Origin of the sequence: Paenibacillus allorhizoplanae (assembly GCF_927798215.1) — a bacterium.
Classification (GTDB): Bacteria; Bacillota; Bacilli; order Paenibacillales; family NBRC-103111; genus Paenibacillus_E; species Paenibacillus_E allorhizoplanae.
On sequence record NZ_CAKMMW010000009.1, the window covers coordinates 71,422 to 93,835 of the forward strand.

Annotated in this window: 27 protein-coding genes; 10 read left to right on the top strand and 17 right to left on the bottom strand. The window is 43.6% G+C overall.

The features are described 5' to 3' along the window. The first annotated feature begins 198 nt into the window (after positions 1-198). Positions 199-1,839, top strand: a complete 1,641-nt coding sequence (locus tag L6I86_RS16405) for a CPBP family intramembrane glutamic endopeptidase (protein ID WP_236288784.1) — start codon at positions 199-201, stop codon at positions 1,837-1,839. On the opposite strand, the gene uvrC is transcribed toward L6I86_RS16405, so the two are convergent. The 3 genes from uvrC to L6I86_RS16420 form a co-directional block, all read right to left on the bottom strand. Further along, positions 1,799-3,697 (bottom strand): excinuclease ABC subunit UvrC, encoded by a 1,899-nt coding sequence (uvrC, locus tag L6I86_RS16410; RefSeq protein WP_236288786.1) that lies wholly within the window; start codon positions 3,695-3,697, stop codon positions 1,799-1,801. The genes L6I86_RS16405 and uvrC overlap by 41 nt on opposite strands. Positions 3,698-3,814: 117 nt before the next feature. After that, entirely contained in the window at positions 3,815-4,129 is a 315-nt protein-coding gene (trxA, locus tag L6I86_RS16415) for a thioredoxin (protein WP_056613612.1), read from the bottom strand. A gap of 159 nt (positions 4,130-4,288) precedes the next feature. Further along, positions 4,289-4,672 carry a MerR family transcriptional regulator gene (locus L6I86_RS16420; RefSeq protein ID WP_056613610.1) on the bottom strand — a complete coding sequence of 128 codons (384 nt, stop codon included), beginning with the start codon at positions 4,670-4,672 and terminating at the stop codon, positions 4,289-4,291. A gap of 211 nt (positions 4,673-4,883) precedes the next feature. Between L6I86_RS16420 and L6I86_RS16425 the strand changes: the two genes are divergently transcribed. Further along, on the top strand, positions 4,884-5,024 hold the full coding sequence (locus L6I86_RS16425; protein ID WP_236288788.1) for a YqzM family protein: 141 nt from the start codon (positions 4,884-4,886) through the stop codon (positions 5,022-5,024). A gap of 319 nt (positions 5,025-5,343) precedes the next feature. Here the strand turns inward: L6I86_RS16425 and dnaI are convergent, their stop codons facing one another. The 4 genes from dnaI to L6I86_RS16445 all read right to left on the bottom strand — a co-directional run bounded on the left by dnaI (position 5,344) and on the right by L6I86_RS16445 (position 9,303). Next, positions 5,344-6,297, bottom strand: a complete 954-nt coding sequence (dnaI, locus tag L6I86_RS16430) for a primosomal protein DnaI (RefSeq protein WP_056613789.1) — start codon at positions 6,295-6,297, stop codon at positions 5,344-5,346. A 54-nt stretch (positions 6,298-6,351) separates the two neighbouring features. Beyond that, positions 6,352-7,845, bottom strand: coding sequence for a replication initiation and membrane attachment family protein (locus L6I86_RS16435; protein ID WP_236288790.1), 1,494 nt, complete (start codon positions 7,843-7,845; stop codon positions 6,352-6,354). A gap of 198 nt (positions 7,846-8,043) precedes the next feature. Then, positions 8,044-8,949 (bottom strand): alpha/beta fold hydrolase, encoded by a 906-nt coding sequence (locus L6I86_RS16440; protein ID WP_236288792.1) that lies wholly within the window; start codon positions 8,947-8,949, stop codon positions 8,044-8,046. A gap of 69 nt (positions 8,950-9,018) precedes the next feature. Then, positions 9,019-9,303, bottom strand: coding sequence for a YuiB family protein (locus L6I86_RS16445; protein WP_236288794.1), 285 nt, complete (start codon positions 9,301-9,303; stop codon positions 9,019-9,021). A 210-nt stretch (positions 9,304-9,513) separates the two neighbouring features. Here L6I86_RS16445 and hemQ point away from each other — a divergent pair, with 210 nt between their 5' ends. Then, entirely contained in the window at positions 9,514-10,260 is a 747-nt protein-coding gene (gene hemQ, locus L6I86_RS16450) for a hydrogen peroxide-dependent heme synthase (protein ID WP_236288796.1), read from the top strand. A 99-nt stretch (positions 10,261-10,359) separates the two neighbouring features. Here the strand turns inward: hemQ and L6I86_RS16455 are convergent, their stop codons facing one another. Next, positions 10,360-10,641 carry a hypothetical protein gene (locus L6I86_RS16455; RefSeq protein ID WP_236288799.1) on the bottom strand — a complete coding sequence of 94 codons (282 nt, stop codon included), beginning with the start codon at positions 10,639-10,641 and terminating at the stop codon, positions 10,360-10,362. Between the two features lie 27 nt (positions 10,642-10,668). Further along, positions 10,669-11,859, bottom strand: coding sequence for an NAD(P)/FAD-dependent oxidoreductase (locus L6I86_RS16460; RefSeq protein ID WP_056613596.1), 1,191 nt, complete (start codon positions 11,857-11,859; stop codon positions 10,669-10,671). Positions 11,860-12,251: 392 nt separating this feature from the next. On the opposite strand from L6I86_RS16460, the gene L6I86_RS16465 reads away from it, so the two are divergent. After that, positions 12,252-13,253: an NAD(P)/FAD-dependent oxidoreductase gene (locus L6I86_RS16465; protein WP_236288801.1), complete on the top strand. Its 1,002-nt coding sequence runs from the start codon at positions 12,252-12,254 to the stop codon at positions 13,251-13,253. 61 nt (positions 13,254-13,314) lie between these two features. Here L6I86_RS16465 and L6I86_RS16470 read toward each other — a convergent pair whose 3' ends face one another. Both L6I86_RS16470 and sda read right to left on the bottom strand, forming a co-directional pair. Beyond that, entirely contained in the window at positions 13,315-13,518 is a 204-nt protein-coding gene (locus L6I86_RS16470; protein ID WP_157256897.1) for a hypothetical protein, read from the bottom strand. A 38-nt stretch (positions 13,519-13,556) separates the two neighbouring features. Beyond that, positions 13,557-13,850, bottom strand: a complete 294-nt coding sequence (sda, locus tag L6I86_RS35920; protein WP_420851901.1) for a sporulation histidine kinase inhibitor Sda — start codon at positions 13,848-13,850, stop codon at positions 13,557-13,559. Positions 13,851-14,054: 204 nt separating this feature from the next. Here sda and L6I86_RS16480 point away from each other — a divergent pair, with 204 nt between their 5' ends. Continuing rightward, entirely contained in the window at positions 14,055-14,216 is a 162-nt protein-coding gene (locus L6I86_RS16480) for a mechanosensitive ion channel protein MscL (RefSeq protein ID WP_236288803.1), read from the top strand. A gap of 41 nt (positions 14,217-14,257) precedes the next feature. Here L6I86_RS16480 and L6I86_RS16485 read toward each other — a convergent pair whose 3' ends face one another. Beyond that, positions 14,258-14,938: a glycoside hydrolase family 73 protein gene (locus L6I86_RS16485; RefSeq protein ID WP_236288805.1), complete on the bottom strand. Its 681-nt coding sequence runs from the start codon at positions 14,936-14,938 to the stop codon at positions 14,258-14,260. A 158-nt stretch (positions 14,939-15,096) separates the two neighbouring features. Between L6I86_RS16485 and L6I86_RS16490 the strand changes: the two genes are divergently transcribed. Beyond that, positions 15,097-16,146: a MerR family transcriptional regulator gene (locus L6I86_RS16490; protein WP_236288808.1), complete on the top strand. Its 1,050-nt coding sequence runs from the start codon at positions 15,097-15,099 to the stop codon at positions 16,144-16,146. A gap of 80 nt (positions 16,147-16,226) precedes the next feature. Beyond that, positions 16,227-16,913, top strand: a complete 687-nt coding sequence (locus L6I86_RS16495) for a class I SAM-dependent methyltransferase (RefSeq protein ID WP_236288810.1) — start codon at positions 16,227-16,229, stop codon at positions 16,911-16,913. A 76-nt stretch (positions 16,914-16,989) separates the two neighbouring features. Here L6I86_RS16495 and L6I86_RS16500 read toward each other — a convergent pair whose 3' ends face one another. After that, the gene (locus tag L6I86_RS16500; protein WP_056613525.1) at positions 16,990-17,361 is read right to left on the bottom strand and encodes a HesB/IscA family protein; all 372 of its coding nucleotides are present in this window, start codon (positions 17,359-17,361) and stop codon (positions 16,990-16,992) included. Between the two features lie 112 nt (positions 17,362-17,473). Further along, entirely contained in the window at positions 17,474-17,668 is a 195-nt protein-coding gene (locus L6I86_RS35675; RefSeq protein ID WP_338113417.1) for an aspartyl-phosphate phosphatase Spo0E family protein, read from the bottom strand. A 327-nt stretch (positions 17,669-17,995) separates the two neighbouring features. On the opposite strand from L6I86_RS35675, the gene mqnE reads away from it, so the two are divergent. Beyond that, complete coding sequence (gene mqnE, locus L6I86_RS16505) at positions 17,996-19,096, top strand: aminofutalosine synthase MqnE (RefSeq protein ID WP_236288812.1); 1,101 nt, start codon at positions 17,996-17,998, stop codon at positions 19,094-19,096. A 53-nt stretch (positions 19,097-19,149) separates the two neighbouring features. Then, the gene (locus L6I86_RS16510) at positions 19,150-20,214 is read left to right on the top strand and encodes an NAD(P)/FAD-dependent oxidoreductase (protein ID WP_236288814.1); all 1,065 of its coding nucleotides are present in this window, start codon (positions 19,150-19,152) and stop codon (positions 20,212-20,214) included. A gap of 15 nt (positions 20,215-20,229) precedes the next feature. On the opposite strand, the gene L6I86_RS16515 is transcribed toward L6I86_RS16510, so the two are convergent. Continuing rightward, a complete protein-coding gene (locus L6I86_RS16515; protein ID WP_056613522.1) occupies positions 20,230-20,484 on the bottom strand; it encodes a YuzB family protein in 255 nt (84 codons plus the stop codon). A gap of 96 nt (positions 20,485-20,580) precedes the next feature. Between L6I86_RS16515 and L6I86_RS16520 the strand changes: the two genes are divergently transcribed. Next, complete coding sequence (locus L6I86_RS16520; RefSeq protein WP_028558591.1) at positions 20,581-20,826, top strand: NifU family protein; 246 nt, start codon at positions 20,581-20,583, stop codon at positions 20,824-20,826. Between the two features lie 63 nt (positions 20,827-20,889). Here L6I86_RS16520 and L6I86_RS16525 read toward each other — a convergent pair whose 3' ends face one another. Both L6I86_RS16525 and L6I86_RS16530 read right to left on the bottom strand, forming a co-directional pair. Then, a complete protein-coding gene (locus L6I86_RS16525; RefSeq protein WP_236288816.1) occupies positions 20,890-21,684 on the bottom strand; it encodes an SDR family oxidoreductase in 795 nt (264 codons plus the stop codon). 6 nt (positions 21,685-21,690) lie between these two features. Continuing rightward, positions 21,691-22,398 carry a Cthe_2314 family HEPN domain-containing protein gene (locus L6I86_RS16530; protein ID WP_056613519.1) on the bottom strand — a complete coding sequence of 236 codons (708 nt, stop codon included), beginning with the start codon at positions 22,396-22,398 and terminating at the stop codon, positions 21,691-21,693. Between the last annotated feature and the right edge of the window lie 16 nt (positions 22,399-22,414).

The window sequence follows — 22,414 nt, forward strand, 5'->3', positions numbered from 1 at the left end:
ATATGTAAGAAAATAATCTAATTACCATTTGGCTATACCGATAGAGTTCCCCGTTCATTTGTAGAAATTCCGCCAGTAAGCAATTCAAAAGGTATTATATAATTGTTTCCGATCGTTTACCAGTAAATTGGCTTTCTTTTTAAACTATGATAACGTAAAGAAATGATTGAGAATCGTGAATTCAGAAGGGAATTGACTATGCAAAGGCTGAAATTTAATCGTTTCCTACTCCTCTTGGCTTGTATTGGAATGTTCCTTTACCTCGGGGTTTCGATGTTGTATGGACTGCGTGATGAGGAACCTGCCGTAGCGGATATGCCCTCGATCACGAAGCAGCAAGCAGCCGAAAGTGCGGCCGCCTTCATTCGCCAGCGTTATGAGCTGCACAATCCACAAACCTATGTCGTCTATCAATCTAAAAAAGAACGAAGCGGCTACTTTCAAAAGGAACATTTATTAGAAGCTTATACGAAGCAATATGGTGAAAAGTTCCCCATTGATTATTATCAAGTCAGTGTCAAGGATGCCACTGCCAAACGTCAGTTTGAAGTCGATGTCAACTACACGAATTCAAGCATCATCGGCTGGCATGAAAACCTGGCCATGACGAATACGAAGTCATCATCACCGATGAGCACGACCAAAGCAGATACACTTGCGAAACTGGAGCTTCGTCAGATGGGCTTTGAGCCAGAGGACTTCAGCCAAGTCGACAATGCACGTCATGATTCTCCCGAAGAGCAAATGACACTCCAATACGAAAAACGCACTCAACCTATCGGTGAAGCGAAGCTAAACGTACGAGTGAATTTCGATCAAACGAATCTAACAGGTTTTAATGTAAGTTTTGGACTACCTGATTCTCACTTAGATTGGCTCACCCAACAAGATGATTCCGCTTCACGCATGACTTGGATTTCCATGGGCTTTACGCTGTTAATGACGCTTGCTGCAATTGTATTTGCCATTATTTATAGGAAACTAATTAAATTCAGCAGGGGCTTATTATTAACTACCATCTTCTTCGTGATTTATATCATGAACAATGTGAATATGTATCCAGCTTTCCGAGTTATGAGTGGGGATACGAACAGTAATGAGGCCGTTTGGTTTACAATCGTATTTATGAGTGTCGTTACTGTCCTACTTGGGATATCGCTCTATCTTTCTTTAATCGCCGGTATTGGATTGTGGAACTCCATCGGTCTTAATAAATGGACTGCCTGGAAAGAAGACAAGTTTGGCCAAGACGTGTATGACGGAATGGGTCGAGGCTATTTAATAGCACTCTTCATCCTAGGTATTCAGCAAGTATTATTTTACACAGGTGAAGTGAAATTCGATGTGTGGTCGGTCAATGACCCTGCCGATTCGGTACTCAATATGCTCAAGCCTCAATTATTCCCGCTAATGGCGTGGGTTGCGGCGATTTCGGAAGAAGCTACCTTCCGCTTCCTAGGCATTATCCTTTTCAAAAAACTGTTCCGCAACAATTTCATCGCCATCTTACTCCCAAGTGTGATCTGGGCAGCAAGTCATACGCAATACCCGATCTATCCCGTCTACACACGACTGATCGAGGTAACTATTATCGGTATCATACTCGGATACGTGTTCCTGAAATATGGGTTCATTACGGCCATATTCGTCCACGCGTGTATGGATAGTATTCTGATGGGGTTGTCCCTCTTCTCCTTAGGCCACATCAGCGATGTACTCGCGGGCATTCTCTATCTTGCACTCCCAGGACTGGTTGGACTTGGCTTAGCTTGGTTGCATGGAAAAAGGCGAAAGCCCCCTATTCCTGGGGAGCCGCCGCCTCGCCTTGAAGTGCTTTGATAATTTCACTCGCTAATTTTTCACCAATACCCAGAGGCTTGAAGTCCATGACTTCGGCCTCTTTTATTTTGCGCACGGAGCCAAAATGCTTCAGCAGCGCTTTACGGCGCTTCTCACCGATGCCCGGAATGGCATCGAGCTGTGAGACGACCATCGACTTAGCTCGCGTTTCCCGATGAAACGTGATGGCAAAGCGATGGACTTCGTCTTGAATACGCTGCAGCAAATAAAACTCCTGACTGTCGCGCGGCAGCGGAACAATTTCGGCTGGATCACCGATCATCAGCTGGGCTGTTTTATGCTTGGCATCCTTCACGAGCCCGCAAATCGGAATATATAAGCCTAATTCATTTTCCAAAATGTCAATAGCAGCAGAGATTTGCCCTTTCCCTCCATCGACAACAATCAAATCAGGCATCGTGAGATTGTCCTTCAGAACACGCTCATAGCGTCGTCTGATGACTTCCCGCATCGTTTCATAATCATCCGGGCCTACGACCGTCTTCACTTTAAATTTACGGTATTCCTTGCGATCTGGCTTCCCATCTACGAATACAACCATCGCCGATACGGGATTCGTCCCTTGAATGTTCGAGTTATCGAACGCTTCTATACGGCGAATCGTGCCAATGCCAAGCCACTCACCGAGGTTCTCGACAGCCTTCGTTGTACGACGCTCGTCGCGTTCAACAAGTCGGAACTTCTCATCCAAAGCATTCACCGCGTTGTCTCTGGCCATATCCACCATTTGCTTCTTCAGTCCGCGCTGCGGCATATGCACCTTCACCTTGAGCCAACCTTCCAAGGCTTCACGAATCTCTTTCTCGTCACCCTCGGTGCGCCTTACCCCATCTCCCAGCGCCTCTTGCTGAGCTTCTGGCTCCGGCATCGTAGGCAGGAAAATCTCCTTCGGCAATGCTGGATTATCGCTGTACACCTGTGTGACATACGTCATGAAATCGTTATACTCATCGCCGTAGTAAGGGAAGAGCGAAACGTGCCGTTCGATGAGCTTGCCTTGGCGCATGTACTGGATATGCACCGCCATCCAGCCCTTGTCTACGGCGTAGCCGAAGACATCGCGATCCAGCGCGTCGGCTGTCGTGATCTTCTGCTTCTCCATGAGCGCATCGATGCTCATGATGTGATCGCGCAGCTCCTTCGCGCGCTCGAAGTTCAGTTCTTCCGCTGCCGCCAACATCTTGGTCGTCAGCTCTTCTTTAATGACGTCGTGTCCCCCGTTCAGGAAACGACTGATTTCTTGCACCATCCGCTCATTCGTTTCGGCGGATACCTCTAGTGCGCAGGGCGCAAGACATTGCCCCATATGATAGTATAGGCATACTTTATCGGGCATGGTCTTGCACTTGCGCAGCGGATACAACCGATCCAGCAGCTTCTTCGTCTGCTGGGCCGCGAAAGCATTCGGATAAGGGCCGAAATATTTCCCCTTATCCTTGTACACCCGCCGCGTGACTTCTAGACGCGGCTGCTCCTCATGTGTAATTTTGATATAAGGAAACGTCTTATCATCCTTAAGAAGTACGTTATACCGAGGATGATGCTGCTTAATCAGATTACACTCGAGGATAAGTGCCTCCATGTTAGAGGAAGTAATGATATATTCAAAGTCGCGAATTTCGCTGACTAACTTTTGCGTTTTGGCGCTGTGACTCCCCGTGAAATAGGAGCGCACACGATTTTTCAATACTTTGGCTTTGCCTACATAGATAATCGTGCCTTGATGGTTCTTCATAATATAACAGCCCGGCTTGTCCGGGAGTAAAGATAGCTTGTGCCTGATCGTTTCCAGGCTCTGTTCGCGGACGTCTGCGTCCTCTTGCTCAAAATCAGTCATCCTCTAAATCTCCTTCCAGAAAAAATCATCGCGAATGAAAAAAAAGCTCTTTCTCAGCATAGCAGAAAAAGAGCTTTTTCTCACGAACAATTGTTTCTAGTTTGTTGCACTTGTCAATTATTGATGACGGGATACAACGTTTTTCAACGCGTCTTTGGATTGGAAACCAACCACTTTATCAACTGGTTGACCATCTTTGAAAACGATTAGAGTTGGGATACTCATAACGCCAAAGCGAGCAGCGGATTCCGGGTTGTCATCCACGTTTACTTTTGCAATTTTCAAAGATTCAACTTCTTTATCTAGCTCTTCCAATACAGGAGCGATCATTTTACAAGGTCCGCACCAAGGTGCCCAGAAGTCTACAAGTACTGTACCTTCTCCTTCAACTTCTGCTTTAAAACTGTTGTCAGAAACATTCACGATTGCCATGATAGTTCCTCCTTCTAAGAATGAATTTGATTTATAAGGTGAAAAGTAAGATTAAGTTCGTCACTTAACTTGCTTCGCATCACGTCAACATGTAAAGTATACCACACTCATATGCCTTTTCAACCAAGCCATAAGTTAGCAAACGGGGTATCCTTTGGTCTATATCGAGGGTAATCCAACAGGCAGCCCTTGGCGTCGCTGTTCCTCAATATAGGAAATACGATCTTTGAGATTCGCTTGGAGCAGTTGCAGCATCTCCATTTGTTTCTCAATTTCTTGCAGCTTTTCTGTGTACAGGGGCAGCAAATCATCACACTGTGATTCTTGATTCTTCATCACACAGTTCAGAAAGCTTTCAATCTGCTCAGTCGTAAAGCCGAGGCTCAAGTAAAACTGAATGGTCTTCACGCGCTCAACAACCATTTGATTGTAGACCCGATAGCCATTCTCTTCACGTTGTGTTGCGATCAGCCCTTTGGCTTCGTAGTAGCGCAAGGACCGAATACTTGCTCCGGTAAGCTTGGATAACTCACTAATCCGCATGGACGTCACTTCTTTCTATTCCCACATATCTTGGAGGGATGTCTTTATTGTAAACCATAACACTAATGTCAGAGTCAAGAAGTATTTTACCCATTCCGCTCTTTATTGCGATTGTTTGCACAATTGTCACTTTGATTAGCTTTACAACTTTCGACGAATTTGGGTATACTAGGCTTACAAATACGAATGTCGGACGTTAGGGGGTAACCACATGAGCAATCAACACCCTGAGCATCACGTGTACGAAGAACCGCGTAATGATTTCATGGATGTAGGCATAGGTTTTGGCGTATTCTTTGGCGCATTGTTCGTCATTGCAGTCATTGCTACCGTCATCCAAGTGATGAGCTAAGCGAAATATCAAAAGTTAAAGCCGCTTTGCAGGCAAATGCGAAGCGGCTTTTTTCTAGTAATTTTAATTGGCTGCCTTAGTCATTAGCTGTAAAAACTACAGTTAATTTTCATGATTCAGGTGGTTTTACATAAATAACTGGAAAATGTGTCGTTAATTCGAGGGAATTCCGAAGAATTGACTAAACTGTTGAAAAATAAATGTAGGCAATCCAGTTAATCCGTCCACTGCTTGTATAAGGACTGAAATTACTTCTAGCAGGGTACCGCAAATATAACACAAAAACCTAGCCACCTCCGGCTAGGTTCTTCTTTACGCTTTATCTTCCACGCTTGTTCGTACCCGTAACCTCAACCACATCAACGAATGGTCGTATCCGGTCCATGATTCGTTGCCCCTTGTACTCCTCGTCGCCGTCTTTGTTCGTGAAGCTGAAATGCTTCTCCAAACCAGATAGCGCATAATTGGATGTGAAGAACGTTGGTTTCCGATTCATTCGATGATTCACAATAGCGCCAATGACGTGATCTCTCAGCCAAGGGTTCAAATTCTCTGCCCCAATATCGTCAAATACGAGCAGATCCGTTTCCTTGAGTAGGTCAATGGTCTCCTTGAGCTTATAAGGCTCTTGGAACATCCCCTTCAAGTCCTCCGCAAAGTCTGGCATATAGACGATGGCTCCCGTCATACCGACCTTCGCCAACTGATGCAGCATGTAACCCATCAAGAACGTTTTCCCTGTACCGAACGATCCAGATAAATATAACCCTCGCGTCTGAAGACCTTCTTCAATGGTTAAACTCACATAGTCGTTAATTTGCATGACCGCTTTCGCACGATCGAGATCGGTCTCCAAGATATCCCCAAAGGAGAAACTTCGCGAAATCATCCGTGGGTCCACGTGAAAAGTGCGAATTCGGCTGGAGATGGCGTCCTGCTGGCCTTTGGCAATAAACTTCTTGCAAGCGACCTTCTCCTCATGAATAAAAGGCGTTTGCCCTTCCACCGATTCGGCTGTAAGAATTGTATAATGTCCTGTCATATCATTCGGACAGTTCTCTAGACCAGGGCAATTGGAGCAAGTTTTAAATTCCGAAACATGCTGATATAACTTGTTCATATTTATTTTAATCGCATAATCATCCACAAAAGGATACTTCTGACGAAATTTAGCAATCAACGGGTCCGCAAGAACACCTTGAATTTTCAATTCAGCTTTTCTTTTCCATTCTGTATCCGGCAATGATTTGAGTAAATGCGATAAAGACTCCATCATGTTCGGCACCTCCTAACAGTTCCATCTGTCAATCCATAGATAAGCCACTTACTAATTCTTCCGGTTAAATCGCTCATCCAGCTTCTGCGCCATCCGTCTGGCTGCCTCTAGCTCCTCTGCAGACAGCCTAGTAGACGCTGTAGTGCCCGTATCAGGCAATACAATAGGGATATGAGGCTTCTGTGTCTTGCCTTGACGTCCACGCGTAGCAGAGCCTCCGCCCGCTTTCGCAGATTCCACCTTAGAAGCAGCTTTCTGCTTGTAATTGATTTTCTCACGTACATATTCAACGGCATGCTCATACGTATTAATTTGCTTGCCCAGCATATCGGAAGCTACAGCCTCAATTGAGGATTTGGCCCAAGAGCGACGATCAATATGCAAGAAGTGAATCAACACATTAATAACTTCTTCTTTTAATTTATAGTTTAAATCGATTTTCTCGAAAATATTAAGTACGCCATCAGGTATCGAACCCTGTGTGAAAAACATTTTCAACACAGCCGTGTATGGCTCATTTCGCATGATGTAATTGTACTGATGATCCGTGCATTCGCCGCGCAGTTGCTGAGGTACTTCTAAATAATAAGCCATCTCCACAGACTGCTCTTCCGAAGTTTCCACTTCATCCTCAGATTTCGTAGTCGTACGCTCCCGCTCTTCATCCCGCTTCTTGCTCTGTCTGTAGAACAAATTCGCATTATATTGCATGAGATCCATGACAAGCTCACCTTCCTCGGTGAACACGCCATCCTCATCAAGCAAGCGGCACGTTTCTTGAAGGGACAGATTGTACTTCTTCGCCACAATATTAATGGCTACCATATGCTCCGGCTTGTGCTTCAGCGCTTCAACGAACACGCGGTTACTCGCTCCACGCGGGAACCTCATGATGATATCCGCATACTTGAAGCCTTTGGTCGTCACGTCCATCCGTGCGTCCCCTTGCTTGCTTGCAGAAGCCTCATAGAGTGCTTGTTCCAGTTCATAATCCACAACCTGTGTGTTCAGGCGAAATAACTCATAAAAAGGAACCGACAAGTTCTCCTCGACCGCCTCACGACACTCCTCTGGTTCAGGTGAGAGCAGATCTTCACGCAGCGAAAGCAGCATGAACTTCCCAACCTTGTCGCGCAGCAGCAGCGTTAAATGCTGATTTCGGAAAAACTCATTCGGCCCTAAAGGCGCGAACAATGTATAAACGAAAACATAATCTTCTTCCTCGGGTACAAACTTGCGAGTCGTCTGAAGGAGACCAATCGCCTCTAGCTTGGAGGATTGTTCAATAATATACTTTCGACCACGCTCATTCTGTTCAAGCTCTAGCAGAAGAAACAACTTACGTTGCTGCTCCATCGGCGAAAAGCCAACTTTCTCTGCACTCATCTGCTGATAGAGCGCCTGATAGAAACTTATGGCCAAACCGCCTATCATCGGTTGATACATCATCGCTAGCATTTTATAGTCTAAACTGCTCAAAGAAAACTCACGGTTCACGCAAAACCTGTGATTCTCGGTGAAATGCAGCATATTCGTCATTCTCATCCCGTTACAGCACCATCCTGCCTCAGCTCGACTGAAAGATCGCTCATAATCTAGCTATCCCATGTCTCAGTCTCTCTCTATTAGTCTACCACAAAAATCGACAATCTTGGTATCTACAAGAGAAAAGATAATTTTACCTTTTGGGCAAGAAAAAGATTCCATCGCTTTTTCACTAGCAATGAAATCTTAATTTTGGCGTCATTGTTCTTGCGTATAAATGGAGGGCTCAGCATCACTCGAAGACTCGTGTACATTCCCATACAATTGAGGATTAAGCTTCTGAGCGATAGCTAGATCGAGCTTCCAACGTTCCTTTTGTTCCTTCTCCTTGAGGCTATCCGCCCATAGATGAATGATGTCATTCATGCGTGCAGCGTTTTGAATCGGTACCGGATGCTTCGCATCTTTGATGAAAAAAAGCGAACTATGCGGTAACCCCGTATGAAGAATTTGAGCATAGGGATGGAAGTCAACGTCTTTTTCACCATAGATCAATAAGACGGGCTGCTGAATCTTCGAGAGACTATTTGTGCAATTATAGCGCAGGGATTGCTCGAAATAGGATCTCACATTGTCCGCTTTATCCTGCAAGGCATGGTCTTTTAACTCCTGATAGGTTGTCTTTTTATCGGCATTGCCATACGTTATCGCTCTAATCAAAAAATTCATAATTCGACTAGGATTCGCCATTCGTATCGCTAGCCAAACTCTAATTCGATTGTACGTATCTGTCAATTCTGACATTCCGCTGACGACAATCCCCCCCACCAATCGATGGGGATGCGTAAGCAAAGCCTCCAAAGCAACCGTCCCTCCGGTTGAATAACCGCAAAGAAAGGCTTCCTCGATCCCTAAGAAATCAAGAAGCCCTATTAGGTCTTGCGAAATAAGTTTATAACTTAGCGACTGCTTCGAACTTGCACTTCCGCCATGTCCTCTAATGTCAAACGTAATGACTCGGAAATGGACCCCTAGTTGTTCTTTCTGATACCTAAACGCTTCTAGCGTTAGCAACGGGGGATGAATAAAAAGAATAGGCATGCCCCATTCTGGTCCCGTTATCTCATAATGCAGTGATGTTTCATTCACATTCGCCCAAGGCACTGATCGTGTCTCCCCCGTAAGTGAAGTTTAAGTAACTTCTCTTAGCCTCACCCAATTGACCCAGTAATATTAGAACATTTTAAAGCCGCGAATACGCAGTGCTTTGATCGCCGAACCACTCAAAATTGCACCGACTAAGCCGCCGATTGCCGGAATCACGTCAACAATGGTGAAACTCTCGTCACTTGACATAAATGAAGAATTCCCCATGTATCCATAGATGATTATCCCTATCACTAAGGCAATGAACACGTAAAGTGGAAACCACGTTGTTTTCATTAGCATATTCAGAATAAAGCCTATCCCAAAGAATAACACCATCATTAAGACAGTGGCGATAACCATTTGCAGCACGATAGTTCCCCCTTATATATGTAGAAGCACTTCCTAACTTTGGCCTCTATAGCTCTTATTATTGTAATCTACGAAAAGGTACAGGTAAAGTGTACACAAATTGAACAATTAATTAGACATTTCCTATACTTCACCCCTCCATGCATTTGCCCTTTCTCCATGAATTGGATACAATGTAGGGGATATTAGCCCTTGAATGGAGGAAAAACAATGAGTGAAGCCGTACAAACGCTGGAAGGCTGGTATGCGCTCCATGATTTCCGTCTAATGGATTGGAATGCATGGCATGCTGCAACCCCACAAGAACGTAAGCATGCAGCGGATGAGCTGCAATCCTTCTTGTCCCAGTGGCAGCAAGTTGAGAACGATAAACTAGGCAGTACTGCCGTTTATAGCATCGTAGGCCAAAAAGCTGATTTCGTTTTCATGCAATTGCGTGAAACATTGGAAGAGCTCAATGAGCTTGAAACTGCTTTTAACAAATCTAGCTTTGCTGCTTTTACTATACCCGTTTATTCTTATGTCTCCATCGTAGAATTGAGCGCATACCTAGCCAAGCCAGGTGTTGATCCTGCGCAAGATCCAGAAATTCAAGCACGCTTGAAGCCGATCCTGCCAAAATCCAAACACATTTGCTTCTACCCGATGAACAAGCGTCGTGAAGGCAATGACAACTGGTACATGGTTCCTGCGGAAGATCGTAAAACGATGATGCGCAGCCACGGTATGATCGGTCGTACATATGCTGGTAAAGTAAAACAAATCATTACAGGCTCCGTTGGATTGGATGATTGGGAATGGGGCGTTACACTATTCTCGGATGATCCTCTTCATTTCAAAAAGCTTGTATACGAAATGCGTTTTGATGAAGTCAGCGCACGTTTTGGCGAGTTCGGAGATTTCTACGTTGGGAACGTTATGCTTCCTGAGAAATTCGCGTCATTCATTCAAGTATAACGACTTAAGAGCAAAGGACTGCGATCCTCTGCTCTTTTTTGTTGATGTTACATAGAAAAAAGAAGCACTGCTCCATGAAGAGCAATGCTTCTTTGGTATCTATTCTTCATCCTCGTCGTCACGCAGAGCAGCTGCTAATTCAGCTTCCATCTGAGCTTTACGTGCTAGATACGCTTCCGTATCACGGTCACGTTGACGACTCTTTTCCTTCAGACGTTCAATCGCAGGAAGAATGAGGATATCAATTTCCTTTTGGACAACAGCGACATGATCGTAACGTTTCTCAGTCTCTAAGAAGTGACCGACTTCGATCAAGGCATTGTAACGATCCAGTTCATCCCGGGTAAGAAGTCCTCTTACTTGGACACTACAGTGTCGCATGGCAATCCCCCCGTTAGCATTCCTTGACTAGAAACGACCTTTACGTATAACTAGTGGAATTCCGCCAATAATGTAAAGGTATCTCATATCAACCACTTTTTTCATCATAGCAGCGACATTCCCTTTCAATTTACGGGAACCTACGATACCGATCGCTTGACCTTTACCAAGGGAAGCTACTGTCCCTTTGTTCGAGTATTTGAAAGTTTTCATCTGCGATCCACGAATCGAAGCGATCAAGTTGTGAGCTACAGCTTCACCTTGTTGCATCGCAATTTGCGCTGTTGGTGGATATGGTCTGCCTTCATCGTTCATCACGATGGAACAGTCACCCACAACATAAATATTATCAAAGCCTGGAGCATGAAGGTGCTCGTTAACTTTAATTCTACCGCGCATCGTTTCGAAGCCAGCTTCATCTAACATATGGTTACCGCGGATACCGCCTGTCCATACAACTGTTGCTGCTTTGATGAACTCATCGCCAGCAATCAGAACACCTTCTGGCGTACATTCTTTAATGGCTGTACCAATTTTGAAAGTTATACCTTTGTCCGTAAGAACTTTCATCGCATACTCAACAAGCTCAGGATCGAAACCTGGCAATGCCGTTGGCGCAGCTTCAATATTATAAATCTTCACAAGGGAAGGATCCACATCGAACTCTTTGCATAGAAGAGGGATACGATCAGCAAGTTCACCAATGAATTCAATACCAGTAAATCCAGCGCCACCGATAACGAAAGTTAAGTAATCTTTGCGATCTGGTTCACGCTTGAACTTCGCGAATTGATATTCAATGTGCTCACGAATAAAGCGAACACTGTTAATACTGCGAATATTCAGCGCATTTTCTTTCAGACCAGGAATTCCGAAAGTTTCCGCTTCGCCACCAAGCCCGATTACTAGGTAGTCGTAGGAAAGTGTTCCGTCTTCCAAAATAACCTTTTTCTCATGTGGACGAATTTGCGTAACAGTCGATTTCACGAAATCAACTTTAAATTCATCAATCAATTTCAAAATGTTCACGCGTGCATTTTCAGGATTATCTGTCCCTGCAGCAGGCATGTGGAGATGTGTTGTAATGTAGTGATAGTCATGCTTGTTAACAAGCGTAACATCAGCTTCGTTGTAGTTCAATTCCTTCTGCAACCGAATTGCAGCAAGGATTCCGCCGTAACCGGCTCCTAATATAACGATTCTTGGTATTCTACTCATGTCTCTCTCACTTCCATATCCGTATTTTGTCCCATGGTCTCTCTATCTTGTGAAAAATTACACAAACAGCTTCAAAAGTAGTATTCTGCTACTAGTTTGCACGCTTTCGAAGTGAATTATGATTAAACAGGTGGAAATTCATCACAACATGGTAAACCGATTCTCATGATATGATATAATTTTCATAAGTAAATATCAAGTGTCATTTTGCATAAAAAATCTTGTATTATAGGCGTTTTAGCCCATCTAATCCATGTAAGCATTTACTTATCCTATCTATAAGCAATATATATGTTAAATTTAAACTTTTCTGTTTCCTTCAATAGAAGTGACGTTTATAATGAGTATGATTATCACTGTGTTACACTATGGGTTTGATCGGAGGTTCTATCATGAACGAGAGAGAAACCAGTCAAGACATCGTTGATATTATTGTAATTGGCGGCGGCCCTGCTGGCATGTTCGCAGCATTTTATGCAGGGATGCGTCAAGCATCTGTGAAAATCATTGAAAGCATGCCACAACTTGGTGGTCAACTTGCAGCTCTTTATCCGGAAAAATATATTTATGATGTTGCAGGCTTCCCAAAAATTACAGCTCAAGAGCTTGTAGATAACTTATCTGCCCAAATGAAACACTTTCCTATTCATACTTGTTTGGAAGAAAAAGTACATAATGTCGTTAAGAAAGAAGAACGTCTTTTTGAAATTACAACAGACAAAGGTGTACATCTGAGCCATGCCGTTATTATTTCAGGTGGTGTTGGCGCCTTCGAGCCGCGTCGTCTTGAGTTACCGGAAGCAGCTCAATTCGAGAAGAAAAACTTACATTACTTCGTAAGTGACTTGAACGCATTTGCTGATCAAAAAGTAGTTATTAGCGGCGGCGGTGATTCCGCAGTTGACTGGGCTTTGATGCTTGAACCGATTGCTGAGCAAGTAACCTTGATCCACCGTCGAGATAAATTCCGTGCTCATGAGCACAGTGTAGAGAATTTAATGAATTCGAAGGTAAACATCGTTACACCAACCGAAATCACTAAGCTTCATGGAACAGATCGTATCGAGCAAATTACACTTAAAAATATTAAATCAGGCGAAGAAAGCATCCACGATGTCGATGCCGTTATTATCAACTTCGGCTTCGTATCCTCTCTCGGACCGATTTCTGAATGGGGGCTCGAAATCGAAAACGGCTCCATCGTTGTTGATTCCCGTATGGAAACGACGATCCCAGGTATCTTCGCTGCCGGCGATATTACGACATACCCTGGTAAATTAAAACTGATCGCTGTTGGCTTCGGTGAAGCACCTACGGCAATTAACAATGCCAAAGTTTACATTGATCCAAGTGCCAAGCTTTCACCAGGACACAGTTCGAACTTGAAATTATAATGAATAGCAATGAAAAGGGGTATTCTAACCTAATCTACGGATTAGGAGGAATACCCCTTTGTCATCTATATGTCCAGTTTGTAACGGCATGCAAGAATTGCAAACCAACTGTCCTGTGTGCTCGCAGCGTATGTGTGACCATGGTAAGCTGAGTGACTTGCTCGGTCCTTATTCGCCTTACGAGATGAACAACATTTCCTTGACAAACCAGGAAGGCGACGAGCAAGAGCCCTGCCTTCACCTCTTGAATTGCCCCGACTGTCATTCTAGCTATACCCTGCCAATACGTGCTGAGTTCAATTATTAATTAAGTGGTGCCTCGTCCTTAACGATCACGGATAGCTTTAATTTGCGTCTCTGTATTTCCGCGAGCAATAGTTCAAGAAAATCCGATTCTAATCTTAAATCTAGTGCCTTGTAATAAGAGTCGATCAATGTCTCATCGCTAATTTGTCTCACTGAAATCACCCATATTCTATAATTTAAACTAATAGTATCATGGGGTTTTTGATAGAACAAGCGTTCCGTTATCCACAGATAAGTGTGCATATCCTGTGGGTAAATTGTTAATATGTACCATGAAGGCTGACAAAGCATAGGGGGATATTGTGCATAAACTTATGCACATCCAAAACTTGTAAAATACTGATAAAAAAAAATGATCACTATTTTAGGCATTTTTAACGTTTATTTAACATAACCTTCATTTTATTCACAAAATTGAAAAGAAATTTTAATCGTCCCTTAATATTCATCGTCTACAATGAAATTAGAAAGACAAAACAAAGGAGCTGAACTAGAATGATCGTATACGATATCGTGTTGAATGGCGAAATTAAAGAAACAATCAAACCTAGAAAGAACCGCTTGAAAGAAATCTATGCTTTTATGCAAGAGCAAACGAAGTTGATGCAAGCCAAATATGGTGAAAATGTAAGAATTAAAGGCCGAATGATTTACTAACCTCATCATTGCCCCTTTCGGCCCCTATATTCTTCCGCATATTATATAATGCCCTTGCGATGTAACACAGTTAATAAACGATAGAAGTCATAGCTCCCTTTCTCAGGTGTGTCGATCAAGCCGGCCTTTATTGCTGCATCAACGCCTGACTTCGCCCATGTTGGCACGACCGTCAAAGCGGCCTGCTCTTCGAGTGAGTGTACTCTACTTGTTAATTCTGAAATCTGGGCCTGTAAGTTCTCTAACATCCGAATGACCTCCTCATCGAAGAAAGTTAACCCTTCCGTCGCTATCATCGTATTCAATTTACTTGTATAGGCAGGGTCAGTCGCATATCCACTCTTCTGTAGTGCAGCTGTTTGAGTTTGTGGAATGCTTGCTGACCGAACTGCCGAATAACGCGCAGCTTGAAATAACAAATCTTGATCTCTAAATCCATCCTCGATGGAGTTGTATGCCCGAAAATCCCCCGGTACATTAGACACGTATTCCTCATTTATGAATTCCCATGTGCTTACTGACACACGATCGCCTTGCCAATAAGGTGTTAGTACGCCATTTCCAACTTTATATCCAACCAAGTTATTCCAAGCGTTTATTTTACCCCCAGTTTCTAGTATTGCTTGTGCAATTCGAACAGATGGGAAAATTGGCGAGCCTTCTAAACGAAGCTTCAAAGCAATCGGTGCAACAAGATCGATGAAATCCTTTCTAGTTGCCATATGGCTCCCTCCTTTCAAACTACGACTAGTTCTATCTTTATAGTATATTCCACAATTTGGTAATGAGAGACGACTCCTATCTAGCTAGACAATGCTATTTGCAACTTTACTTTTCCCTTACGTTAAGGTTTATTTAAGGGGAGAGAAAGGGTGAAAGCATGCAAATTAAAGATGTTGCCAAGAAATTGAATATTTCTCCAAGAGCCATCCGCTTTTATGAAGATAAAGGACTCATTTCACCGTCCAAACAGGAAAACAATTCATATAGAACATTTACAGAAAAAGAAATATGGCGGCTGCAAACGATTATTTCGCTTCGTGAATCAGGTATGTCCGTTGCCGATATTCAAAAAGCATTACAAGAAGTTGATGCCGATGATAAAGAGCAGCTTCAATACTATTTAGAAATACAACGCTCAGTTGTTTTTGCACAATGGCTGGAGTTCAAGCAAATCATTGAAACGACGGATACCATGATCGACCTTTTGAAACAGAACAACTCACTTCCGATTGATGATATCTTCACACTCGCGGAAGGTTCTAAACGACTTCGGGAAATCCGCAAAAATTGGAAGGATACATGGAACTTTGATCAACAAGCCTTGACTCATGATGAACGGGTTTTACATAATGACAACGAGTATAAAGGATACGAGGAAGTTCTTGATCTAACACTCCAATGGGTAAAACCGAGGGTTGAGGAGAAAGGGCTTGATCTTGGGACAGGCACAGGTAATTTGGCAAGTCGATTTCTGCAAAAGGGCATTCACATGGCTGGCGTAGACCAATCCAAAGAAATGATGAAGCAATGCCAAAGTAAACATCCGCAAATGGACATGAAGCTAGGGAATTTCCTGGCCATTCCTTACATGGATAACCAATTCGATTTTGTCGTTACATCGTTTGCTTTTCACCATATTACTAACGAACAGCAACTGCTAGCGCTAGATGAAATGCGCCGCGTACTCAAGTCTCACGGTAGAATTTGCATAGCAGATTTAATGTTCGAAAATGAAACAGCAAAAGATTTATACATGGAAGAATGTACATCGAGCGGGCGAGCAGATCTTCTAACAACCCTGCAAGATCAGCATTATGCCATCTGCTCTTCCCTGCTAACCTGGTTTGACGAAAATGGTTATATTACCAAACATACGAAACTCAACGATTTGCTGTATATCGTTTATGCAGTTCCCATTCAACCCTAATCAACAATGTCTTGACCTTCTCCTTACGTTACACATTATGATGACAATGTTTAACATCATCCTAAGGAGGAAATCATCAAATGCCTAACCATGCAGACATTTATGCCAATCAAGCAGACATGTATGAACGACTCGTTTCCAAACAAGCAAGCTTATATGAAACCATTCAAACCATCATCCCCGTTGAAGGTCTAGACATCATTGACATGGGGGCTGGTGCTGGGAGATTAACCCGTGTTCTCTCTCCACAAGCAAAGTCCATCGTAGCTTTAGATGAATCCGAATCTATGCTGCGCATTACCGCAGATCATCTTAGGAAAGCTGATTTGCACAATTGGAGAATACAAGTTGCTGACCACAGGCATTTACCTGTCCCCAATCATAGTGCAGATTTAATCGTATCCGGATGGAGTATTTGCTACCTTGGAAATTCGGATGTCGATCAATGGGAAGCCAATATTCATCAAGTTATAAGCGAAATCAGAAGAGTTCTGCGACCAGGCGGTACGGTCATCATTATCGAGAACTTCGGAACAGGCTCCGAAACACCCCAGCCGCCTGATTTCTTGATGAGTTATTATAGGCTGCTTGAATCCCAGTATGGTTTTTCTCATACATGGATAAGGACCGATTATACGTTTGAGAGCGTAGATGAAGCCGAGATGCTTACGAGATTTTTCTTTGGAGACGCGATAGCCAATAAGGCTGTCAGTGAGCAGTTGATTGTGCTGCCTGAGTGTGCTGGTGTTTGGTGGTTAACGGTGTAGCTTTTAAACATGACAAAAAACCTTCTGAACGAGTGCTAGTACTACACACTAATTCAGAAGGTTCAATATTAATTATTTAAGCCTCAACCTTATCATCGCAAGGTTCAGGTGTTCCTTCATAATCCGCTGGCTTGAAAGATGAGCCACAACCACACGATGCTACTGCATTTGGGTTATTGATGGTGAAACCGCCGCCCATGCCTTTGTCTTCGAAGTCAATTTGGACGCCATATAAATACTTAGCGCTCTCTTCATCCACAACAACTTTCACGCCGTGAATGGTAAATTCTTTATCGTCAGACTTTTGATCATCGTCGAAGCCCATTCCATAAGAAAAGCCGCTGCAACCACCAGCCTTCACGCCTAGGCGTAAGAACAGATTAGGTGATTCTTCCGATGCCAAAAGCTCTTTAATTTTCTCACTAGCAGATTCACTTATATTAATCATAATGGAAATCCCTCCTTGGTTTTTCCCTGTAAATTAAGGAAAACTGGCATTGGTATACGAAGTGCTTGCTATAAGTATACTCCTAATCCATCCGATGCTCAAGGGCAGCTGTTCACTGTTTAGAACGTCTTGTGGCATAATACTGCAATAGTAACTGGTCTAGATCTCGACTGCATTTCTGCACGTCAGGATGAAGGAAGCCATGCGAGGTTCCCAAACTAACCATTTGGCCTCGAAGTTGTTCTATTTTGATATGAAGTCGTTCCTGCGGTTCGGTCACGAATAATGGTAGCACGATTATTATCACCTTTAGCCCTTACGTAATCACATTGCAATAGTATACAGGAATTTGTTAATATTGGGAATAACATTTCGCCAATTTCACCGAAAAAATATAGGACATGGATAAGATTGTCGATTTATCTTCAACGTTCTGATGTTGCCCCTCCCAAGTAGGAGGTTTATAATAAGATGGATGGATAGCTTGTATCGATATAAATCTGGTTGTGAATTCCTTAACCGAACTGGTTGACAGGTACGCGAGCAACTCACACCACCTAACGCACCTAGTTCTAACTGCTGGCTGCGTCGTTTCATTATGCGGTTTATTATATTTTCATAGGAGGCATGGAGCATGAGTATTACGACAGTAGACCCGATCAAACGGATGGCTGAGATTGCTGACAAGGTTGAGAACGGCGAACGGTTGAGCATGGAAGACGGACTGTTTTTATATGAATCTGACGATCTTTTAACCATTGGTCAATTAGCAAATAAAGTGAATACACGGTTGAATGGGAATAAGGTATATTTTGTACAAAATATGAGCTTATATTTCACGAATGTCTGTGAGGAGCATTGTTCATTTTGTCATTTCCGCCGCGACGAAGGTCAAGAAGGTGCTTACACCTTAACACCAGATCAGATGTTAGATTATATTGCCGAGAATTTTAACCCTGAAATTAAAGAATTCCATATTAGTCAGGGGCATAACCCTCATCTGCCTTTTGAGTATTACGTTGATTGCATTCGTCGCTTAAAGCAAGCTTACCCGGATGTCACGATTAAAGCTCATACTGCTGCAGAGATCGAATTCTTCTCGCGTATTAGCAGTCTCAGCTATCGAGATGTACTTAAGGCATTAATGGATGCTGGACTTTCCACGCTTCCTGGCGGAGGAGCCGAAATTCTTACGGAACGTTACCGCTCGAAAATGAAGGTCGAAAAAGCTTCCACCGAAGAATGGTTGGATGTTCATCGTCAAGCTCATCTTCTAGGGATGAAAACTCATGCGACCATGCTATATGGTTCAATTGAAACGAAAGAAGAACGGATTCGCCATATGATGTTGCTGCGCGAGCTGCAAGACGAAACAGGCGGTTTCCTCGTATTCATTCCTAATTCTGTTCAGCCAGCGAGCAAAAATGCAAGTCTTAAACGTTTCGTTCCCGCTTGGGACGAACTCAAAACAATGGCGATTAGCCGCCTAATGTTGGACAATTTCCCACATATTAAAGCTTACTTCATCAATATCGGAACGAAACTTACGCAACTTTCCTTCACATTCGGTGCTTCAGATGCTCACGGTACGATCGTGAAAGAGAAAATCTCACATGCTGCTGGCGCTCTTTCACCAGAAGGTTTAACACGCGATGAGATTGTATGGCTCATTCAGGGTGCGGGCCGCGTCGCGGTAGAGCGAGACACCTTTTATAATGAAATCAAAGTGTATTAGAGATAATAGGTAATAGAGAATAGATCATCGTTCAGAAGGGATATTGGTTGGCTATGAAAAAGTTTGTCATTCTCGGAGGAGGCTATGGCGGTCTGACCGTAGCTTTAAACTTGCTCGAAAAGGATTTACCAGACGACACTGAACTTATTATGATTGATCGCAGTCCATTCCAAGGCCTCAAAACGGAATATTATGCACTAGCTTCGGGTACCATTGCTGAAACGCATATTCGTGTATCTTATCCCGATGATTCGCGGCTTCAGCTTGTTTACGGAGAAGTATCTGATGTTAATCTCGAAACGAAACAAATTAACTTCCACGACAAAGAACCCATCTCCTACGACTGGCTAGTCATTGGACTTGGTTGTGTTGACAGTTATCATGGTATTACTGGCGCTCAGGAGTTTTCATCCAGTATCCAGACACTGGCTCAAACGCGTGCAACGTATCAGAAAATAAATAATATCAATCCATACGGACAAGTATCCATCATTGGTGGAGGACTTAGCGGTGTAGAAATGGCTTCAGAACTTCGCGAAAGCCGCCCTGACTTGAACATCCGATTAATTGATCGTGGTCCTAGTTTGCTTTCCGCTTTCCCTACGAATCTGCAGCAATATGTGCGTGAATGGATGATCGAACATCATATTGAGCTGCGTACACAAGTATCGCTTGTTCGATTAGATGGCGGTGATTTATACAATCAAGATGAAATTATCCGTACAGATGCGACAATTTGGACAGCAGGTATACAACCAACGCCTATTGTCGAAGCTTTGAATGTACCAAAAGATCGTCAAGGACGTATTCTATTAAATGAATACCACCAAATTCCGGACTTTGAGGAAGTATTCGTTGTAGGTGACTGCGCATCGCTGCCGTTCTCACCAAGTGCCCAAGCCGCACAAGCGCAAGGCAAGCAAATTGCCGAAGCGATTCAAGCGATTTGGAAAGGCGATACACCTAAGCTTGGCAAAATCAAGCTGCGTGGAACACTCGGTTCACTTGGCAAAAAGAGCGGCTTTGGCATCATGGGAAGACGTACGTTAATGACAGGAAAAATTGCTCGTATGTTGAAAAGCGGCGTGCTTTGGAAATCCAAACGCCACTTCGGTTAAGATAACTAGATCGGCTTATTCACTAAGCAAATCATACATGGCCTCAATCTCTTTGATCTTTTCTAAAATAAGAACATGGAGGCTCTCGGCGCTTTCTGCTGCAATGATTTCTCCGTTGACTAGTGCGTAAGGCTCCATGTAGCACTGGCCACAGTTGCCCAGACAGCCGTATTCCATGACATCAAACTCCGGATTTTGTTCAAGATCTTTCATTACTTTATCTGTTCCTGTGTGCATATTGCTGGCACAAAATTCTATAATTGGTCGCATTTAAAAATTCCACCCCATGCTGATAGTTTCAATCCCTAAACCATTTTCATTTAATGCGTATTGTACTATAATAGATAAAGAAAGGAGATGAATCAAATGACAGAAAAAACCAAAGAAGCGATTTACGATGAAGTTCTTGAGGTTTTAGATAAACTTCGTCCTTTCCTACAACGTGATGGCGGTGACGTCGATCTAGTTGATGTGGAAGACGGAATCGTAAAACTTAAACTTATGGGTGCCTGCGGCAGCTGCCCGAGCTCAACAATCACTTTGAAAGCTGGTATTGAGCGCGCATTGGTTGAAGAGGTAGAAGGCATAACAGAAGTCGTACAGGTATTCTAATTACGACTATATCATAAAGAAAGAGCTTACCTCTATGGTAAGCTCTTTTTGCCATATGGCGTCCTACTCTGATTTGCGTTGTTTGAGTACAGGTATTGGCTGAATAGGATCCAGCGCGCCAGAGATATCCATAATATTGCCTGTAATAAAATCCGAGTTAGGCGAGCAGAGGAAATCGATGACACGCGCTACATCCTCACCCGTTCCTGGTCTGCCAACAGGTGTTTCGCCATCCACTTCTAAGCGTGCCTCTTCCATGGTGCGTTCTTTGTTCTTCCCGCGAATATCGCCTGGACAAATCATATTCACCGTGATCCCATGTGCGGCTTCTTCTTCGGCTAATGTTTTGGTAAAGGAAACTAACCCTACTTTGGCAGCCGCATAAGCAGCTCTGTGCGTCCAACCCCTCGCTTCAGCCGCTTTCCCAAAGCCGAAATGGATGATACGCCCCCATCTGCGCTCTCTCATCATAGGCAGCACAAGATGATCCAACTCCATGACGCCAATCAGATTCCCTCGCATTAAATAGTCGATCTCGTCCATGCTGTAGTCTGCGAAAAAACGCCGTTCACGTACAAAAGGTCCTGCGTTATTGACAAGTATATCTATCGGCCCCAACTGCGAGACCGTTTCTTCAACCATGCGGAAGATGTCCTCGCGCTTGGCTACATCCCCCTGCACCGCGATGCTGCGAACGCCCATATCCGTCAATTGATGAACGAGTTCCGCAGCTTCCTTCTCACTTGTTACATAATTCACAGCGACCTGGCAGCCCTTCTTGGCTAACGTCAACGCCGTCATTTTTCCCAAACCCTTGGCACTGCCTGTAACAAGCACTGTTCGACCTCTTAATGGCATGGTCCCCTACCCCTTTGTCACATATGCCGTAATATAAGTAAATGCTATTGTTAAGGTTCGGCATACCATGTCAAATCCCTGCTGCAAATCGGATAAATTCAGCTTCACATCCTCAATATGAACCCGTTCACCGAGCATCGGCTCTTTCTGCATAAGATCGTCTAACATCTCAGCATTAATATAATGCATTTCCATATTACGCAGATTGCGTAGTCGTTCTAACGGCACTTTATAGGTCATTTTGAGCGTATAAAGTTGCAGTTCTAACGAGCCATGAAGATGCTTGTCATGCATATGGCGGAGTACCGTAAAATACGAAAAGCGTGATTTCACGGTTTCGGTCTTCAAAGCGAAGAGGTCATTCATAAAGGTTCCTAGTTTATCAAAAACAGAAAACAGACGGATGAACGCATTTTTATAGAAATAGACAAAGCGTTGATAATCATCTGTTTCTTGCGGGGTCATTTCTTCCAAAAAACCTTTAACAATCCGCTCGCCATATCGCTCACAGCAGTATTTACTCTGTTCGAGCTCATCCAAGGCATCAATAAAACCTTTACTCCATATCGCTTGCCGATGAAAGATCGAATGCGCCGTGGAGAGGTGACTCTGTTCAGTTTCGATCTGTTTCATATAGGCTCTCACTGCATCAAAAGCTTCCAGCAGGAGTCCGCTGTCGATACGTTCCGGCTCATTAAATAACACACGAAGCATAAGATCACCTCCCTAT

What these genes read in the sequence shown, in the direction of transcription:
- L6I86_RS16405 (WP_236288784.1), top strand. Translation starts at nt 199, where the DNA reads ATGCAAAGGCTGAAATTTAATCGTTTCCTACTCCTCTTGGCTTGTATT.
- uvrC (WP_236288786.1), bottom strand. Translation starts at nt 3,697, where the DNA reads ATGACTGATTTTGAGCAAGAGGACGCAGACGTCCGCGAACAGAGCCTG.
- trxA (WP_056613612.1), bottom strand. Translation starts at nt 4,129, where the DNA reads ATGGCAATCGTGAATGTTTCTGACAACAGTTTTAAAGCAGAAGTTGAA.
- L6I86_RS16420 (WP_056613610.1), bottom strand. Translation starts at nt 4,672, where the DNA reads ATGCGGATTAGTGAGTTATCCAAGCTTACCGGAGCAAGTATTCGGTCC.
- L6I86_RS16425 (WP_236288788.1), top strand. Translation starts at nt 4,884, where the DNA reads ATGAGCAATCAACACCCTGAGCATCACGTGTACGAAGAACCGCGTAAT.
- dnaI (WP_056613789.1), bottom strand. Translation starts at nt 6,297, where the DNA reads ATGGAGTCTTTATCGCATTTACTCAAATCATTGCCGGATACAGAATGG.
- L6I86_RS16435 (WP_236288790.1), bottom strand. Translation starts at nt 7,845, where the DNA reads ATGAGAATGACGAATATGCTGCATTTCACCGAGAATCACAGGTTTTGC.
- hemQ (WP_236288796.1), top strand. Translation starts at nt 9,514, where the DNA reads ATGAGTGAAGCCGTACAAACGCTGGAAGGCTGGTATGCGCTCCATGAT.
- L6I86_RS16455 (WP_236288799.1), bottom strand. Translation starts at nt 10,641, where the DNA reads ATGCGACACTGTAGTGTCCAAGTAAGAGGACTTCTTACCCGGGATGAA.
- L6I86_RS16460 (WP_056613596.1), bottom strand. Translation starts at nt 11,859, where the DNA reads ATGAGTAGAATACCAAGAATCGTTATATTAGGAGCCGGTTACGGCGGA.
- L6I86_RS16465 (WP_236288801.1), top strand. Translation starts at nt 12,252, where the DNA reads ATGAACGAGAGAGAAACCAGTCAAGACATCGTTGATATTATTGTAATT.
- L6I86_RS16470 (WP_157256897.1), bottom strand. Translation starts at nt 13,518, where the DNA reads ATGACAGTCGGGGCAATTCAAGAGGTGAAGGCAGGGCTCTTGCTCGTC.
- sda (WP_420851901.1), bottom strand. Translation starts at nt 13,850, where the DNA reads ATGCTTTGTCAGCCTTCATGGTACATATTAACAATTTACCCACAGGAT.
- L6I86_RS16480 (WP_236288803.1), top strand. Translation starts at nt 14,055, where the DNA reads ATGATCGTATACGATATCGTGTTGAATGGCGAAATTAAAGAAACAATC.
- L6I86_RS16485 (WP_236288805.1), bottom strand. Translation starts at nt 14,938, where the DNA reads ATGGCAACTAGAAAGGATTTCATCGATCTTGTTGCACCGATTGCTTTG.
- L6I86_RS16490 (WP_236288808.1), top strand. Translation starts at nt 15,097, where the DNA reads ATGCAAATTAAAGATGTTGCCAAGAAATTGAATATTTCTCCAAGAGCC.
- L6I86_RS16495 (WP_236288810.1), top strand. Translation starts at nt 16,227, where the DNA reads ATGCCTAACCATGCAGACATTTATGCCAATCAAGCAGACATGTATGAA.
- L6I86_RS16500 (WP_056613525.1), bottom strand. Translation starts at nt 17,361, where the DNA reads ATGATTAATATAAGTGAATCTGCTAGTGAGAAAATTAAAGAGCTTTTG.
- mqnE (WP_236288812.1), top strand. Translation starts at nt 17,996, where the DNA reads ATGAGTATTACGACAGTAGACCCGATCAAACGGATGGCTGAGATTGCT.
- L6I86_RS16510 (WP_236288814.1), top strand. Translation starts at nt 19,150, where the DNA reads ATGAAAAAGTTTGTCATTCTCGGAGGAGGCTATGGCGGTCTGACCGTA.
- L6I86_RS16515 (WP_056613522.1), bottom strand. Translation starts at nt 20,484, where the DNA reads ATGCGACCAATTATAGAATTTTGTGCCAGCAATATGCACACAGGAACA.
- L6I86_RS16520 (WP_028558591.1), top strand. Translation starts at nt 20,581, where the DNA reads ATGACAGAAAAAACCAAAGAAGCGATTTACGATGAAGTTCTTGAGGTT.
- L6I86_RS16525 (WP_236288816.1), bottom strand. Translation starts at nt 21,684, where the DNA reads ATGCCATTAAGAGGTCGAACAGTGCTTGTTACAGGCAGTGCCAAGGGT.
- L6I86_RS16530 (WP_056613519.1), bottom strand. Translation starts at nt 22,398, where the DNA reads ATGCTTCGTGTGTTATTTAATGAGCCGGAACGTATCGACAGCGGACTC.